Origin of the sequence: Microbacterium jepli (assembly GCF_047237905.1) — a bacterium.
GTDB lineage: Bacteria > Actinomycetota > Actinomycetes > Actinomycetales > Microbacteriaceae > Microbacterium.
In genome coordinates this window covers 24,966-41,461 of sequence record NZ_JBDFLW010000006.1, presented here as the reverse complement: position 1 = coordinate 41,461, position 16,496 = coordinate 24,966, and the positions used below count along the sequence as shown (strand labels likewise).

Annotated in this window: 15 protein-coding genes; 6 read left to right on the top strand and 9 right to left on the bottom strand. The window is 69.7% G+C overall.

Going from position 1 to position 16,496, the window contains the following annotated elements; all coding sequences use genetic code 11:
- From ABC304_RS18040 to ABC304_RS18030, 3 genes are all read left to right on the top strand, one after another.
- Positions 1-1,122, top strand: coding sequence for a CapA family protein (locus ABC304_RS18040; RefSeq protein WP_412933072.1), 1,122 nt, complete (start codon positions 1-3; stop codon positions 1,120-1,122).
- 347 nt (positions 1,123-1,469) lie between these two features.
- Complete coding sequence (locus ABC304_RS18035) at positions 1,470-2,264, top strand: SDR family NAD(P)-dependent oxidoreductase (protein ID WP_412933070.1); 795 nt, start codon at positions 1,470-1,472, stop codon at positions 2,262-2,264.
- 144 nt (positions 2,265-2,408) lie between these two features.
- Positions 2,409-3,218, top strand: a complete 810-nt coding sequence (locus tag ABC304_RS18030) for a hypothetical protein (protein WP_412933068.1) — start codon at positions 2,409-2,411, stop codon at positions 3,216-3,218.
- Between the two features lie 223 nt (positions 3,219-3,441).
- Here ABC304_RS18030 and ABC304_RS18025 read toward each other — a convergent pair whose 3' ends face one another.
- From ABC304_RS18025 to ABC304_RS18015, 3 genes are all read right to left on the bottom strand, one after another.
- Positions 3,442-3,921 carry a MarR family winged helix-turn-helix transcriptional regulator gene (locus tag ABC304_RS18025; RefSeq protein ID WP_412933103.1) on the bottom strand — a complete coding sequence of 160 codons (480 nt, stop codon included), beginning with the start codon at positions 3,919-3,921 and terminating at the stop codon, positions 3,442-3,444.
- Entirely contained in the window at positions 3,921-4,520 is a 600-nt protein-coding gene (locus ABC304_RS18020; RefSeq protein ID WP_412933101.1) for a GTP cyclohydrolase II, read from the bottom strand. The genes ABC304_RS18025 and ABC304_RS18020 overlap by 1 nt, the downstream gene beginning before the upstream one ends.
- Before the next feature lie 131 nt (positions 4,521-4,651).
- Positions 4,652-5,551, bottom strand: a complete 900-nt coding sequence (locus ABC304_RS18015; protein ID WP_412933066.1) for a VOC family protein — start codon at positions 5,549-5,551, stop codon at positions 4,652-4,654.
- Positions 5,552-5,762: 211 nt separating this feature from the next.
- On the opposite strand from ABC304_RS18015, the gene ABC304_RS18010 reads away from it, so the two are divergent.
- Positions 5,763-6,734 (top strand): NAD-dependent epimerase/dehydratase family protein, encoded by a 972-nt coding sequence (locus ABC304_RS18010; RefSeq protein ID WP_412933064.1) that lies wholly within the window; start codon positions 5,763-5,765, stop codon positions 6,732-6,734.
- Positions 6,735-6,770: 36 nt separating this feature from the next.
- Positions 6,771-7,178 carry a DUF3054 domain-containing protein gene (locus tag ABC304_RS18005; RefSeq protein WP_412933063.1) on the top strand — a complete coding sequence of 136 codons (408 nt, stop codon included), beginning with the start codon at positions 6,771-6,773 and terminating at the stop codon, positions 7,176-7,178.
- Between the two features lie 40 nt (positions 7,179-7,218).
- On the opposite strand, the gene phrB is transcribed toward ABC304_RS18005, so the two are convergent.
- Positions 7,219-8,643, bottom strand: a complete 1,425-nt coding sequence (gene phrB / locus ABC304_RS18000; protein WP_412933062.1) for a deoxyribodipyrimidine photo-lyase — start codon at positions 8,641-8,643, stop codon at positions 7,219-7,221.
- 104 nt (positions 8,644-8,747) lie between these two features.
- The gene (locus ABC304_RS17995) at positions 8,748-10,433 is read right to left on the bottom strand and encodes a BCCT family transporter (RefSeq protein WP_412933060.1); all 1,686 of its coding nucleotides are present in this window, start codon (positions 10,431-10,433) and stop codon (positions 8,748-8,750) included.
- A 118-nt stretch (positions 10,434-10,551) separates the two neighbouring features.
- On the opposite strand from ABC304_RS17995, the gene ABC304_RS17990 reads away from it, so the two are divergent.
- Positions 10,552-11,949, top strand: coding sequence for a threonine/serine exporter family protein (locus ABC304_RS17990; RefSeq protein ID WP_412933058.1), 1,398 nt, complete (start codon positions 10,552-10,554; stop codon positions 11,947-11,949).
- 4 nt (positions 11,950-11,953) lie between these two features.
- On the opposite strand, the gene ABC304_RS17985 is transcribed toward ABC304_RS17990, so the two are convergent.
- The 4 genes from ABC304_RS17985 to ABC304_RS17970 are packed head-to-tail and all read right to left on the bottom strand — an operon-like array spanning position 11,954 to position 16,439.
- Positions 11,954-13,180 (bottom strand): family 1 glycosylhydrolase, encoded by a 1,227-nt coding sequence (locus ABC304_RS17985; RefSeq protein ID WP_412933056.1) that lies wholly within the window; start codon positions 13,178-13,180, stop codon positions 11,954-11,956.
- Positions 13,181-13,220: 40 nt separating this feature from the next.
- The gene (locus ABC304_RS17980; protein WP_412933054.1) at positions 13,221-14,108 is read right to left on the bottom strand and encodes a carbohydrate ABC transporter permease; all 888 of its coding nucleotides are present in this window, start codon (positions 14,106-14,108) and stop codon (positions 13,221-13,223) included.
- Complete coding sequence (locus ABC304_RS17975) at positions 14,108-15,049, bottom strand: carbohydrate ABC transporter permease (RefSeq protein ID WP_412933052.1); 942 nt, start codon at positions 15,047-15,049, stop codon at positions 14,108-14,110. The genes ABC304_RS17980 and ABC304_RS17975 overlap by 1 nt, the downstream gene beginning before the upstream one ends.
- Positions 15,050-15,107: 58 nt before the next feature.
- Positions 15,108-16,439, bottom strand: a complete 1,332-nt coding sequence (locus ABC304_RS17970) for an ABC transporter substrate-binding protein (protein ID WP_412933050.1) — start codon at positions 16,437-16,439, stop codon at positions 15,108-15,110.
- Positions 16,440-16,496: the final 57 nt, after the last annotated feature.

Below are 16,496 nucleotides of genomic sequence, written 5' to 3'. Positions count from 1 at the left end.
GTGACCGCGCAGCCTCTCGTCATCGCGGCCGTCGGCGACCTGATCGTCGACCAGCCGGAGCCCGGACGCTTCTTCCGCGATGTGTCGGCGCACCTCCGGGCCGCCGATCTCGCGATCGGCCACATCGAGGTGCCGCACTCGACGACGACCGAGGTGACGAGCGTCGACGTGCCCGCGCCGCCCGCCGACCCGCGTCACCTCGCCGCCGTCGCGGACGCCGGCTTCGGCGTGGTCACGCTCGCCGGCAACCACATCTACGACTCCGGTGCGAGCGGAATCGCCGACACGATCGCCGCGGCCGCCCGCGTCGGCATGGCCGCGACCGGCGCCGGCGCGGACCTCGCCGCCGCGAAGCAGCCCGCCGTGCGGGAGATCGCCGGGCGCCGGGTGGGCGTGATCAGCTATAACTGCGTCGGGCCCCGCGAGTCGTGGGCGACGAGCCGCAAGGCCGGCTGCGCGTACGTCGACGTGCTCACCCACTACGAGATGCGCAATGCGAACCCCGGCGGTCCGCCGCGCGTGCGCACCTTCTGCGACCCCGCCTCGCTGCAGGCCTTCCGCGACGATGTCGCCGCGGCCGCGGCCGAGACCGACGTCCTCGTCGTCGCCCTGCACAAGGGTCTCGTCCACATGCCCGCACGGCTGGCGGACTACGAGACCGAGGTCGCCCATGCCGCGATCGACGCCGGGGCGCACGCCGTCATCGGCCATCATGCGCACATCGGCCGGGGGGTGGAGCTCCACCGGGGGCGGCCGATCTTCCACGGCCTGGGCAACTTCGTCACGGTGACCGACGCCCTCACGCCGTCGCACAAGTCGTCCGCGGAGGCCGCGACCTGGGCCGCCGGCCGCGCCGAGATGTTCGGCTTCGTGCCCGATCCGGCGATGCCCGCGTATCCCTTCCACCCCGAGAGCCGGCACACGATGATCGCCCGGCTGGAGGTCGGAGACGAGGTCGCCGCATCCTTCGTCCCCTGCTGGATCGAGGACGACGGCCGCCCCGTCCCCCACGGCCGCGACGCCCGCGGCGAGCAGATCCTGGAGTACGTGCGTACCATCAGCGCCCGCGCCGGCCTCGCCACGCGCTACGACTGGGACGGCGACCTCATCCGCGCGCACTGACCCGCTCGCGCCGCGGCGCCCCGCTCGCCCCCTCCGCGGCGCCGCGCCCGCCACCCCTTTCCGCGAAACGCCGTTCCACATTCCCCGGCGACGGCATGTTGCGATGTTTCGCGGTGACGCGAGCCGTCCACGAGCACACCGCGAGCCCCGTGCTTCGCACCTGGTCGTCGCCGGCCGCTGTGCACAACGCAGGCAGATCGCCCACCGCTCACTGGACGAGCCGCGACTTTCCGGGCATAGCGCTGCCGCCTGATCCCGGATCGCCTGTGTTGTGCACACGCCGCGGCGGCGATTGGACGCCGCAAGCCCCGGGACCTCCCCCCGCGCGCCGTGCCAGCATGGCTGGCATGCAGATCGATCTCTCCGGCCGGACGGCCGTCGTCACCGGCTCCACGGCGGGCATCGGCTTCGCCATCGCCCGTGGACTGGCCGCGGCCGGAGCGCGCGTCGTCGTCAACGGGCGCTCCGAGGAGACGGCGGATGCTGCGGCCCGGCGCATCCGCGAGGAGGTGGCCACGGCATCCATCCTCTCCGTCGCCGCCGACGTCACGACGGAGGACGGCGCGCAGCGGCTCGTGGACGAGGCCGGCGACGTCGACGTGCTGGTCAACAACCTCGGCATCTTCGGTGCGACGCCGGCGCTGGAGATCGGCGATGAGGAGTGGCGGCGGTACTTCGACGTCAACGTGCTGGCCGCCGTGCGGCTGACCCGCCTCCTGCTGCCCGGGATGATGGGGCGCGGATGGGGCCGCGTGCTGAACATCGCGAGCGATTCGGCCGTCGTGATCCCGGCGGAGATGATCCACTACGGCGTCTCCAAGACGGCGCTTCTCGGCGTCTCGCGCGGTTTCGCCAAGGCCGCCGCGGGCACGGGCGTCACGGTCAACTCGGTGATCGCCGGCCCGACGCACACCGGCGGCGTCGAGGACTTCGTCTACGAGCTGGTCGATCGCGATCTGCCGTGGGACGAGGCGCAGCGCGAGTTCATGCGCAGCCACCGCCCGCAGTCGCTGCTCCAGCGGCTCATCGAGCCCGAGGAGATCGCGAACATGGTGGTCTACCTCGCCTCACCGCTGGCGTCGGCCACGACGGGCGGCGCGGTGCGGGTCGACGGCGGCTACGTCGACGCGATCCTGCCGTAGCCGCGCGACGTCGACGCGCTGAGGTCGGCGACCGCGTAGCGCGGCATCCGCTTTCGCGCAAGGTGCATCCGCGAAGGCCGTGCGGGACGAATCTCTGAGAAAGGTGCCGTCCACTCGCACGGCTCGCACTCACGGAGGTGTCCCATGACCACGATGACCCGCGCACGAGGATCGGCCACGAGCCGGCGCATCTCGGCAGGCCGACTGCTGGTGCTGATCCTGGCGATCGGCCAGCCGGTGTCGTCCCTGGCGTTCGACCTGCTGTCGCCCACCGAGCTGCAGGGCGGGGCGGACTTCTCCCCCATCGTGCCGCCCGGGCCGATGTTCAGCATCTGGGGACTCATCATCGTCGCGAGCATCTTCTGGTCTCTGCTGCAGGCGCGTCCGAGCGTGCAGGACTCCCCTCTGCGCGACCGGCTCGTCGCGCCCAACTCCGCCCTCTACGTCGGATTCTTCCTCTGGCTCTCCGCCGCCGCGGTCGGTCAGCAGTCGCCGCTCACGCTGGTCGTCTTCGTGCTGATCGTCGGGGCGAACCTCGTGGCGTGGGCGCGCATCTCGCAGGGCCGCGAGGAGATCGCCGGCTGGCGGCGGATCGACCGCGTCGCGCTGTACCTCTCGCAGGGCGTCTACGCCGGCTGGACCTCGATGGCGTTCTTCGTCAACGTGGCCACGGTCGTGCAGGGCTCGGGCGCACCGATCGAGGGCGGCTGGGGCACGACGTGGCAGATCCTCGTGATCGCCGCGGCCGCCGGTACCGCGGTGCTGTTCCTCGTCGTCTCGCGCGGATCGATCTGGTACGCCGCCATCGCCTCCTACGCCCTCGTCGGCGCGACGATCTCGACGGCCGTGGCGGGCTTCGGCGCGCTGTCGGTCGCCCTCGTGTCGGGCCTGGTCATCATCGCCGTGACGACGATCGCGGTCCGTCGCCGCTTGGGTCCGGTCGTTCCGCGTTGACCTGCGCCGGGGCTGACCCGCGCTGCCCTGTGCGCAGCGCGGCGAGCCGGCGCAGCATCCGATCGCCCTCACCTGACACGTGCTGCTGTCACCGCCGGCGTATTCCCGCAGCGAGCGTCAGGTGAACGGGCGCGGCGACACCGATTTCCGTAGCGAGCGTCACGTGAAGAGCCGAGCGGATGCCGCGGGCAGCGCCCTACGCGCCGCCCGCAGCGATCTGCGCTCAGCGCGGTGAGCCGAAACGGCTCTCGGGGTCGAGCTGTGCGACCAGCAGGGCGGTGATGCGGGCGAGATGCGCGAGATCCTCCTCCGACAGCGCATCCACGACGAGCCGGCGGGCGGTCTCGATGTGACCGGGGATCGCGCGGATCAGCGCCCGCCGCCCCTCGCCCGTCAGCACGACGGTGGTCACACGGCGATCCTCGGGTGAGGGGGAGCGCGCGATCAGCCCGCGCCGCTCCAATCTCGAGCACACGTGCGACAGCCGCGACAGGCTGCCGCTGGTCGCCTCCGCGATCTCGCTCATCGACGCGGAGGACTCGGGCGCCCACCGGAGGAACGTCAGCACGGCGAACTCGTAGTGCGTCATGCCCGCGTCGCGCTGCAGCTGCGAATCGAGTTCGCTCGGCAGCAGCTCGCACACGCGGATCAGCCCGAGCCACGCCTCGCCCTCGGCCGGCGACATCCGCGGAACGGGATACATCACGCCGCCGTCAAGTCGAGCAGGTGCCCGGTGTGGTCGCGCTTGGCCTGCAGATAGCGCGCGTTCGCCGCGGTGAGGTAAACGCCCGTCGGCACCACCTCCTCGACCGCGATGCCGTGCCCGGCCAGCTGCGCAGCCTTGTCGGGGTTGTTCGTGAGGAGCCGCAGACGATGGATGCCGGTGGCACGCAGCATCTGCACGGCGGCGGTGTAGTCCCGCTCGTCCTCGCCCCGGCCCAGCGCGGCGTTGGCCTCGTACGTGTCGAGACCCTGATCCTGCAGCGCGTAGGCGTCGAGCTTCGCGTAGAGGCCGATCCCGCGCCCCTCCTGACGCAGGTAGAGCAGCGCGCCGCCCGCGATGGACAGGCGCTCGACGGCTTCGCGCAGCTGGGGTCCGCAGTCGCAGCGCTCGGAGCCGAAGACGTCGCCGGTCAGGCACTCGCTGTGCAGCCGCACGAGCGGTGCCGGCGCGAGATCGGAGGCGGTGGCATCCGCTCCCCCGCCGAAGCTCAGCAGCAGGTGCTCGGCGCCGTCGACGAGGTGGCGGAACGTCGACACCCGCGCCTCCGCGCGGAAGCCGTCCGCGAAGCGCAGGGGCACCGTCACCGTGGTGCGGATCTCCGCCTCCGGCACCGCACCGGCCGAATCGGTCGCGTCTGCCGGACGGGCCGGATCCACCGAACCGGCCGGAACCGGCGATGGCAGCGTGCCCCGGTCGTCGGCGACCCCGCTCACGCCGCGACCCCCTCGGGAGCGACGGTCAGGAGCGTGCCCCACGGGTCGCGCAGGCGCAGCGCGCTGCCGTCGTCCTCGGTCGAGACGCCGTGGTGGCGGGCGCGGTCGGCGAGCGAGAGGATGTCGCCACGCTCCGGCATGCGCAGCCTCACGTCGCCGAGCCCGAGCGACACCGCCCGCGGTCCGGCGCCGGCGCTGTGCCATGTGTTCAGTCCGATGTGGTGGTGATAACCGCCGGCCGAGATGAACAGGGCGGAGCCGAGGTCCATGATCACGTCGAAGCCGAGCATGTCGACGTAGAAGCGGCGCGCGGCGGCGATGTCGCCGACCTGCAGGTGCACGTGCCCCACCGTCGCGGCGTCGTCCGCGGTCCGGTTCGGGTCGAGGTGGGTGCGCAGGAACGCGTTCGGATCGATGGCGGTGTTGGTCGGCATCCACCCCTCGGGCTTGTTCTGCCAGATCTCCACCGGACGGTCCCAGTACAGCTCGATGCCGTTGCCCTCCGGGTCGCTGAAGTAGAACGCGTTGCTGAAGGTGTGGTCGGTGGCGCCCTGATAGAGGTGGCCGGCACGCTGCGCCATCGACAGCACCGCCGCGGCGAGCGCCGATCGATCGGGGAACGCGATGGCCGTGTGGTACAGCCCGGCGGCGTGCCGGTCGACCGGAGGGAGGTCGGGCATGTGGGTCAGCGTGACGATCGGGATGCCGTCGCGGCCGAGCGTCGCGCGGGCGCCCGACTGGTCGAGCACGTCGAGCGTGACGGCGTCGCGGTAGAACGCGGTCTGAGCGTCGAGGTCGCCGACGAGCAGCTCGACGGTGTCCATGCGGGTGGCGTCGGCAGCCGCCCCGAGGGTGCGGATGGGCGCAGGGCGCCAGTCGAGGGGCGAGGCGGTCATGCCGAAGTCCTTCGTTCGATGCGCGACGGGATGCCGCGGTATTACTTGACTCAACAACTAATCGCACGGGCTATTCCCGACTGCCGGCGCCTTCGCCTGACGCGAGCCGCGGCATCCCGCCCATGATTCCCGCCCGAAGAGTCAACCGAACCGGCCCGTACCGACCGAACCGGCAGGATGAGGGCATGGAGCACACGACGGAGCGGACCCCATGCGGATAGTCGTCATCGGCGGAAGCGGCCACATCGGCTCGTTCCTGGTGCCGCGCCTCGTGCGCGCCGGCCACGATGTCGTGAACATCACGCGCGGGTCGAGCAGCGCGTACGTCGACGTCCCCGAGTGGCGCGCCGTCGCGCAGGTCGTGGCCGACCGGGAGCAGCAGGATGCCGCGGGAGAGTTCGGCCGGACGGTGCTGGCGCAGCATCCCGAGGTCGTCGTCGACCTCCTCTGCTTCACGCTGGAGTCCGCGACCGCACTCGTGGACGCGCTGCGCGGCCGCGTCGAGCACCTCGTGCACTGCGGAACCCTGTGGCGCTACGGTCCGGCGCTGAAGACCCCGATCCACGAGGGGCAGGGGACGCCCCCGTTCGACGAGTACGGCATCCAGAAGGAGGCCATCGCCCGCATGCTGCAGCGCGAGACCGCCGACGGCGGCCTCGTCACGACCTCCGTGCACCCGGGCCACATCGTCGGCCCGGGGTGGTCGCCGGTCGGCCCGCTCGGCAACGGCGACCTCTCGGTGTGGCGCACGCTGTCGGAGGGGGGCACGCTCCGGATCCCCGGCATCGGCTCCGAGCTCATGCACCACGTGCACGCCGACGACGTCGCCCAGGTGTTCGAGCTCGCCGTCGCGCACCGCGACGCCGCCGCGGGCGAGGACTTCCACGCCGTCGCCCCCTCGTCGCTGAGCGTCCGCGGCTACGCGGAGCTCGCGGCATCCTGGTTCGGTCAGGCGGCGACGCTCGAGCCCATCTCGTGGGAGCAGTTCCGCGCCGAGAACACCGAACGGCATGCGAACGCGAGCTGGGGGCACCTGTTCCGCAACCATCACCTCAGCATCGACAAGGCGCGCCGCGTGCTCGGCTTCGCGCCGCGGTACGAGCCGGAGGCGGCGATCCTCGAGTCGATCCGGTGGCTGATCGACCACGACCGCCTCGACGTCGCGCGTCCGCTGCAGGTGTGACGAGCCGGATGCCGCGGCCCCGGCTAGCCTGACGGTATGACCGACTCGGGCTCACGCCGGACGACGGACGCGGTCGTCGTCCGCCGCAGGGTGACGGCGTTCGTGATCGACGCCGTGCTCATCGTCGTCTTCGCGGCGATCGGCCGCGCCAGCCACACCGAGGGCATCCTCGCCGGGCTCTGGACCACGTCGTGGCCGTTCCTGCTCGCGCTCGTCGTGGGCTGGGTGCTGTCGCTCGCGTGGCGGGCGCCGCTAGCCGTCGTCCGCACCGGCCTGCCCGTCTGGGCCATCACCGTCGCGGGCGGGATGCTGCTGCGCGCCGTGTCGGGACAGGGTGTGCAGGTCGCGTTCGTGATCGTCGCAGCATCCGTCCTGCTGCTCTTCCTCGTGGGCTGGCGCGGGCTGCTCGCCCTTCTCCGCCGACGGAGCCGCGGCCGCGGCTGAGCCGTGCGCTGCGCCGACGGGCATCGCCGGGCCGGACGCCTCAGCCCTCCGACTCGACCTGCTCGGCGATCTTCTCGACCTTCTCGACGTACGCCTTCGGATCAGCCTTGCGCTCCAGGCCCGCGGCGTTCATGTAGCGCACCGTCCCGAACACGTCGCGCTCCGTCCACCCACGATCGTGCTGGCCGAAGAGCCACGCGATGTTCGAGAAGGAGTTCGGATCGCGCCCGTCGAGGAAGTACTTGTTGTTGAGGTACAGCGCCGTCCGATAGGCCGTCTCGGGCGTCTTCGACCACTCGATGATCTTCTTGCCCCAGTACATCCGCATGTGGTTGTGCATGTAGCCGCTGACGACCATCTCGCGCATGGCGGCGTTCCAGTACTCGTCGTGCGTCTCGCCCTTCTCGAGCTGGGCGCGGGTGTAGACGTGCTCGCGCTCGTCCTTCGCGTGCTTCTGCAGCGTCTCGCGCGCCCATTCGGGCAGCCCCTGATAGGAGTCGTAGTGCGGCTCGTAGAAGACGTAGTTCTGCGGCAGCTCGCGGCGGATGATGAGCTCCTCGAGGAACCCGTCGACGTTCTCGCCTCCACCGGCCTTCTTCACCTCGAGCGCGAGATGGACCGGCGAGATCTGCCCGAAGTGCAGGTACTTGCTCATGTGCGAGACGTCGTTCGTCTGCGGCTGATTGCGATTCTCCGCGTAGTGCGGCAGCGAATCCTCGATGAAGGCCCGCAGCATCTTCTTCGCCGCGGTCGTGCCGCCCGTGAAGATCGCCACCGCGGGCACGTCGCGCGCGATGGACAGCTTCTGGAGGAGCTTCGGGACGTCGCTGAGGTCCTCCCCCGTGATCTGCTTGTCCAGGCTCGTGTTCTTCACCGTCGTCGCACGGAGCGGCACGAGGAAGCGCTCCAGGTGCTTCGTGATCTTCGGGCGGAGGGTCCGCGCCGCGCTCTCCTTCTTGTCGGACGCGAGCTCGACCGGCACGACGACGTCGCTCTCGACCTGCACGACGGGCACGTTCGCGTCCTTCGCGACGCGATCGCGCCACTGTCGCTGAATGCGGAGGTACCCGCGATCGGTGACGACGAGCGACGCGTCCTTCGACAGCTTCGCCGCGACGTCGTCCGGCGTGCCGCGCTGGGCGACGAAGGTGATGTCCCGCTTCTTGAGCGCTTGCGCGACGTCGGCGAGCCCCTCGAGCATGAAGGAGTAGTGCCGCTCCTGCGCGTCGGGGTAGTCCTCGGTGATGCCGAAGCAGACGAGCAGCGGCTGCTCGAGCTCGTTCGCGCGGTGCACCGCGTACTCCAGGGCGTGGTTGAACTCCGCGCGCTGCGACTGCTGCATCCAGTAGAGGACGTACGCGCCGTCGCCCGGCTCGTCGATGTCGTTCAGCTGCCGGACGCGCTCGGACTGGATGCCCGCATACACATCTCTCCCCGCGTCGCCGGGGGTGTCGTCATTGGCCATGCGCTCATCTTGACGGCCGATCCGGTAGCGCAGGAGGGGTTGCGGGCACGCTTCCCGTCGGGTTCACGACGGGAAACAGAGGCTCGCGGCCGCCTCCGCCCCGTCTACCCGTCCCGTCGACGGACCTTTCCGGCGAGCCGCCGCATCCACGAGGGCTCGTGCAGGGCGCCCGCGTCGTTCGGCGCCTCGACCTCGAGCCCGTAGTGCTCGCCGATCTGCCCGAGGAGCTGTCCGCGCGCGGCCTTGTCATACGCCCGTCGCTCGCGGGTGAAGGCGACGACGGTCGACCAGCACATGAGCAGCATGATGATGCTGAACGGGAGCGCGATGATGATGGCCGCGGTCTGCAGGGCCTGCAGGCCGCCCGCGAGCAGCAGCGCCGTGGCGAGCATCGACGTCGCCAGCGTGAAGAAGATGCGCGCCCAGCGCGGGGGCTCGAGCTGACCGCCGGTCGCGATCATGCCCATCACCAGCGCGCCCGAGTCGGCCGACGTCACGAAGAAGATGGCGATGAGGATGATCACGCCGACCGTGAGCACCTGGGTGCCGGGCACGAAGTCGAGCATCCGGAACAGGGCGGTGTCGAGGTTGACGGAGCCGTCCGGTCCGGTGAGCGAGCCGGGCCTGCTGAGCTCGAGCTGCAGGGCGGAGCCGCCGAGCACGGCGAACCAGAGGATCGTGATGAGCGTCGGCACGATGATCACGCCGAGGACGAACTGCCGCACCGTGCGCCCGCGCGAGATGCGCGCGATGAAGATGCCCACGAAGGGCGCCCACGAGATCCACCAGCCCCAGTAGAACGACGTCCACGAGGCCTGCCAGGCCGCTCCCGCCTCGCCCTGGAAGGCGCTGACGTTGAACGACAGCCCGACGAAGCTCTGCACGTAGTTGCCGATCGACTGCACCCACTCGCGCAGCAGGAACTCGGTCTGCCCGAAGACCAGCAGGTAGACGACGAGGAGGCCGGCCAGCACGAGGTTCGTCGTCGACAGCCACTTCATGCCCTTGGTCACCCCCGACAGCACCGACAGCAGCACGAACACGGTGATGACCGCGATGATGCCCACCTGTACACCGGGGCTCGGCGTGAACAGCCCGACGAAGTCGAGACCCGCGCTGATCTGCAGCACACCCAGGCCGAGCGAGGTCGCCACCCCGAACAGGGTTCCGATGAGGGCGATGACGTCGATCGCATTGCCCCAGCCGCCGCGTACGCGCTTGCCGAGCAGCGGCTCGAGGGTCCAGCGGATGGAGATCGGCCGCTTCCGGCGGTGGATCGCGTAGGCCAGGCCGAGGCCCACCACGACGTAGATCGACCACGCCTGCACGCCCCAGTGCAGGTAGGTCTGGCTCAGGGCGGACTGCGCGAGCTGCTGCGGCGTTCCGGTGAGCCCGGGGCGCGGATCGGCGAAGTGGTTGAGCGGCTCGCTGACCCCGTAGAAGACGAGTCCGATGCCCATGCCGGCGGCGAACAGAAGCGAGAACCAGGCGCCGAGCGAGAACTCGGGCTCGTCATCATCGGCGCCGAGTTTTATGTCGCCGAATCTGCTGAAGCCCATCGCGAGGGCGAAGACGACGAAGAACGCGGCGATCAGCACGTAGTACCAGTTGAAGGCGTTGACGATGCTCGTCTGCACCGCGCCGAAGACCGCCTCGGCCACATCGGGGGCGGCGAGGGCGAAGACGCTGAAGAACACGGCGACGATCGCCGCGGGCCAGAAGACCCAGGGGGTGACGGCCCTTTTCCGGGTCGTCGTCGAGGCGGAGGGGGCATTGGCCGGCGAGGTCATTCGATCCACCCTAGCGAGCGGGTCGCGCGGAGAAGGATCTCAGGCACCCGCGGCTAGACTCGTGCTTTTGCGCCGGGAAGGGTCAGGCGCGGGTCGTGCACGAACGCGGGAGGTCACCATGAGCCGGCGCGAGCGGACCGTTCTGCAGGCCCTGTCCGGCTTCGTCCGGACGGGTGCGACGACCGACACCTCCACCGACACGCTCCCCGTCATCGATGACCGCCTCGCGGTGTCGATCCTCGACCTGGCCATGCGCATCGGCGAGACGATGCTCGTGGCCGGAGCCAACGCCAGCGCGGTGACGACGACGATCGTCCGGGTCGCGGCCGCCTATGGCCTCGACCCGGTCGACGTCGATGTGACCTACAACTCGATTACCGCTGCGCACCACCGCACGGGCGCCGCGTCGCCCGTCACGCTGCTGCGCGTCGTGCGCGGCTCCGCGCCCGACCACCTGCGGCTCGAGCGCCTCCAGGCGCTGGTCGCGGAGATCGAGCAGGGACGCGACCTCGGCGATGCGCTGTCCCGCTGCCGGGAGATCCGCCGCACGCCGTTCCGCTACCGGCCCGCCGTGGTCGTGCTCTCCCAGGCCCTGCTGGCGGTCGGCGTCGCCATCATGTTCGGCGGCAACGGACTGGTGATCGCGCTCGCCTTCTTCGCCGCGTCGGTCGCCGCCCTCACGCAGTTCGCCCTCGCGCGCGCCCGCGTCCCCTATTTCTTCAGTCAGATCGCCGGCGCCTTCGTGCTGACGATGATCGCGGCGGCGACGCCGCTGCTGCGACAGACGGGGTGGGATGCCGCAGCCGAGGTGCGTCCGTCGGTGATCGTCGCCTCGGGGGTCGTCCTGATGCTCGCCGGGCTCACGGTGGTCGGCGCCGCGCAGGACGCCATCGACGGCTTCGCGCTGACTGCGATCGGGCGCATCCTGGAGCTCACGACGAACACCCTGGGCGTGGTGCTCGGCATCCTCGCCGGGCTCGAGACGGCCCGCACCCTCGGGTTCGCCATGTCTCCCCCGACCGAAGCGCTCCCCCTCGGCCCGGTGCCGCTGCAGTTCTTCGGCGCGGCGCTCATCGCCGTGTCGGTGGCGATCTTCAACGGTGGCGGCGGCCGCATCATCGGCGTCAGCGCAGCGCTGAGCCTCGTCGCCTGGCTCGGCTACCTGCTCGCGACCCAGCTCGGCTTCGAGGTGGCGGCGGCCAGCGGCGTCGGCGCGTTCCTCGGCAGCGTCGCCGGCGTCATGGTCGCCTACCGACTGCACGTCCCCTCAGTGGCCATCACCACCGCCGCGATCCTCCCGCTCGTGCCGGGTGCCGCCGTCTTCCGCGGACTGCTGGGCGTCGTGGAGTCCGGCGAGAGCGCGGCCCTGCTGCTCACGGGGTTCACCACCCTCGCCGGCGCCGCGACCATCGGCATCAGCCTCGCCGTCGGCGCATCGCTGGGCATCTATCTCGGTCAGCCCGTGCGTGCCTCGCTGCGCGGCATCGCCGGCACGCGGGCGCGCCTCCGACGCTGACGGCCTACTGCCGGCGAGTGTTCGAGGCTCTCCGCGCGACATTCTGGAACTCTGCGAAGGCCGCGTTCTTCCGCCTGTCGAGCTGTTGATCGCCCCCGCGCACCAGCGTCACGAGCCCGAAGTCCAGCATCCAGTCATCCAGGGGTCCCTCGTCGAACCGGTACAGCCAGTCGACGAGGTCCAGGAACGGGAACCACGTGTACCCGACGATCGGCACGCCCTCCGCCCTCAGGGCGTCGAGCTCTCGCACCGAATCCTCCAGCCAGGCGATCTTCTCCTCCGGTGTGCCGACGAGGGACGTCTCGGTGATGACGATCGGCAGGTCGTAGCGCGAGCTGTACAGGCTCACGAGATCGCGCAGGCCGTCTGTGCCGGCCCACACCGGCGACTTCGCGCCGCTCTCATCCATGCTGATCGTGGTGAACGCCGGGTAGTAGTTCACCCCCAGCACGTCGGGCTGCACGGCGTTGTCGCGGAACCACGCCAGCTCAGGCTCGGTATAGCCGTGATCGCCGAGCCAGGACCGTAACGGGTGCGCATCGTCGACGCGTCCGGTGATGAGGTCGAGGGCGATGAAGCGACGCTCCTCGAGTACGGAGCGCGGCAGCGGAGCCGTCTCCCCCTCGTACCGGAACCCGGCGTCGACGTGCACGAAGACGGCATCCGGATTGACTGCCACGATCTCCTGCTGGGTGCGGACCATACCGCGCGCGAGCGCCTTCACGACCGTGAGGAAACCGTCGATCCCCTCGAGGTAAGGCGGCCACTTCCCCATCTCTCCGCACCACTCGGCGTTGACGATCGGCTCGTTGAGCGGCGTGAAGTCGTCCCACACGCCGCGGTAGCGCTCGGCGACGGCGCGACCGTACGCGGCGACGCGTTCCGGGTAGGCGGAGTTCAGGAAGGCGTTGTCGAGCCACGTGGGGGTCCCGTAGTGCATCAGATCGACGACGCAGCGGATGCCGCGCTCGACCATGTGGTCCGCGACCTGGTCGATCCAGCTCCAGTCGAACACGCCGGGCTGCGGCTCCACGAGATACCAGGGAATGCCCCATCTCACGAATTCGGCACCGGATTCGGCGACGAGATCGAGATCCTCCCGCCAGTGGGAGTAGTGCTGCGTGAGCTCGTACTCGTCCAGTGCGCGGTGCCCGGGTCGCACCTGCGGGATGAAGGTGTCCTCGATGCCCACGCCGAAGCGCAGGCGGGTCTCCTCGAACCAGCGCGTCATGGGGTCCTTTCGTCGTGGCCGGATGCCGCGGCATCCGGGGTCATTTGAGTCCTGTCGTCGCGATCCCGGCCACGAAGCTGCGCTGGATCAGCAGGAAGAAGACGATCACCGGCAGGAGGGCCAGCAGCGATCCGGCCATGAGGAGGCCGTACTCGACGACGTGCTGTCCCATGAACAGCGCGAGGCCGGCGGGAAGAGTGGAGGATTCGAGGCTCGACGACATCACGAGCGGCCAGAGCAGGTCGTTCCAGTTGTACTGGAAGTGGAAGAGCCCCAGGGTGAGCAGCGCGGGCCGCGCGAGGGGGAGGATCACCTGCCGGTAGATGCGCCATTCGGAGGCCCCGTCGACACGCGCGGCCTCCTCCAGGTCTCGCGGAAGCGACAGGAAGAACTGCGTGAGGAAGAAGATCCCGAATGCGTTCGTCATGCGCGGGATGATGAGGCCCGGCAGCGTGTTCGTGAGCCCGAGACCGTTGAGCATGTCGTAGAGCGGGATCAGCGTGACCTGGAACGGCAGCATCAGCAGCACGAGGATGAGCACCATCACCACGCCGCGCCCGCGGAACGGGATGCGGGCGAGCGCGTAGGCCGCCATCGAGTCGAGGAAGAGCGAGATGACGGTCACCCCGCCGGCGAAGACGATCGTGTTGACGTAGAGCCGGGCGAAGGGGATCCGCTCCCACACCTCGACGAAGTGCTCGAGGGTCAGCTCGCGCGGCCACAGCGTGGGCGGGTACGTGACGATGTCGGCTTCGGGCTTGAAGGCTGTCAGCGTCAGCCAGACGATCGGCAGCAGCATCCCGAGGGCGATGAGGATCGCGACGACCGCCAGCAGCCACTGGGTCGCGCGGTACATGGTGCGCCGCCGGCGGTCCTTCGTCTCCACCGCGGTCACGGCGGTCGTCGAGCGGGGCAGTGTCGCAGTCATCAGTACGTCACCGCCCGGCGCCGAAGCCACCCGTACTGCACGATCGAGAGCACGAAGACGAAGATGAGCAGCACGAACGAGATGGCGGAGGCGTACCCGAAGCGCAGCTCTTGGAAGCCTTCACGGTAGATGAGCATGACGAGCGTCTCCGTCTTGAAGTAGGGCCCACCGCGTGTCATCACGTAGATCTGGTCGAAGGCCTGCAGCGTCGCGATGAGGGCCAGCACTGAGACCAGGAGTGTCTGGTTCGACAGGAGCGGCAGGGTGACGTGCCGGAAGCGCTGCAGCGCGGTGGTGCCGTCGATCTTCGCCGCTTCGTACAGGTCACCGGGGATCGACTGCAGGCCCGCGAGGTAGATCACCATGTAGAACCCCACGAATTTCCAGACGCCCACCATCATGACGGCCGGCATCGCGAATCTCGGGTCGGTGAGCCAGCCCTGCTCCGTCACGATGCCGACACCGCTGAGCCAATAGGACAGGAGCCCGATGTTGGGATCGAGGAGGAACGACCACGCGATCGCGATGATCCCCAGCGAAACGATGAACGGCAGGAAGATCGCCGTGCGGACGAAGGTGCGCCCGAAGAAGGTTTGATTCAGCATCACGGCGAACAGCAGGGCGAGGACCACGGTGACCGGCGTCACGACGACCGCATAGAGGACGGTGTTCCAGAACGCGTTCCAGAAGGCCGGGTCGTTCATCAGCTCGACGTAGTTGTCGAGGCCGATGAAGTCCGCCGCCTTGATGAGGTTGTAATTGGTGAAAGACAGGTAGACCGCCTGCACCATCGGATACAGGGTGAAGGCCACCAGCACGATCAGCGACGGCGCGAGGAACAGCCAGGCGGTCAGCTGGCGTCGTGTGGCGGGACCCCTGCCACGCCCTCGGTTCGGCTTCGCGGCACGCGGCGCGACCACCGGCACATCGGTCACCGTCATCGGTCGATCTCCTTCGTCGGCACGGACCGGAGCGTCCGCCCCGGTCCGTGCACGAGTGTCACTTGTCGAGCTCGGCCTGCACCGCGTCGGAGGCGGCGGGGAAGATGGAATCGACCGTGCCGTCGCCGTTCAGCGCCTTCTGCAGCGACGGCCAGAAGATGGTCTCGCCGATCGTGCCGCCGGGGGCGACGCCGGCCAGGAGGATCTTCGCCCGGCTCGCGACATCCTCGGCGCCGAAGATCGCCGGGTAGGGGCTCTCGGTCACCTTGTCCGCGACGTCGGCGCGATTCGGCGGGAAACCCGATCCGCTGGCCCAGGTGATCTGGCCGTCTGCTGAGTTCCAGTACGCGAAGAATTTGTACGCGGCCTTCTTCGTCGCGTCGTCGGCGCCGGCGGTGACGCCCATCGACACCACGTCGCCGAGGATGGCGTCGCTGTCGGGCCCGGCCGGCGGCGGGGCGATGCCGTAGTTCAGGCCCGCCTCGTCGAATCCGGTGGTCATCCACGGGCCGACGATCTCGGTGGCCGCCTTGCCCGTGAGGAACAGCTTGTCTGCGTCCGCGCCGGACAGGCCGAGGGGCGACGCCTTCTGGTCCTTGACGAGGTCGACCCAGAAGTTGAGCGCGTCGAGGGTGGCCGGATCGCCGAGCATCGATGTCTTGCCGTCGTCGGAGACGATCCCGCCGCCCGTTCCCCAGGGCAGGGACATGAAGACGGGGACCGTCTCGTGGTCGCCCAGCGCCGTCGCGTACTGCTCCGGCTTTCCGTCGCCGTTCTCGTCGACCGTCAGCTTGGGCACCATCGCGGCGAACTCGTCCCACGTGGTGGGCGGGGCGTCGGGGTCGAGCCCGGCGGCCTGGAACAGGTCCTTGTTGTAGTACATCATCATCGGCGTGAAGTTCACCGGGACGCCGTAGTTGACGCCGTCGAACACCGAGGCGTTGATCGCGGCCTCGTTGAGGGCGCCGGAGTCGTTCGCGGAGTCGCTGTAGTAGTCGTCGACCGGCGCGAACATCCCCTGCTGGGCGAACTGCGGCATCCTGCCCGCGGACATGGCGACGATGTCGGGACCGTCGTTGCCCGCCACGGCGGTGAGCACTTTCTGGTAGAGCGTGTCCCACGGCATGATCTCCGCCGTCACCTCGACCTCGTCCTGCGAGGCGTTGAAGTCCGAGATCACCTTCTGCAGGGCCGGGCCGTCAGGTCCGGTGAATCCGTTCCAGAAGGTGAGCGAGACCTTCCCGCCGGCGTCGGCGGCGCCGTCGTTGCCGCCTCCCCCGCTCCCCTGTCCTGCGCAGCCGCTCAGCGCCAGAGCGAGAACGCCCGCTCCGATGACGGCGGCTCGGATGCCACGGGTGCGGCGAGACCCGGACGATAGCTGTGTCTTCATCGATCCTTCTCCTAGTTCAACGTTGAACGAACTGCCCGGTGTCTGTTATACAGGAAC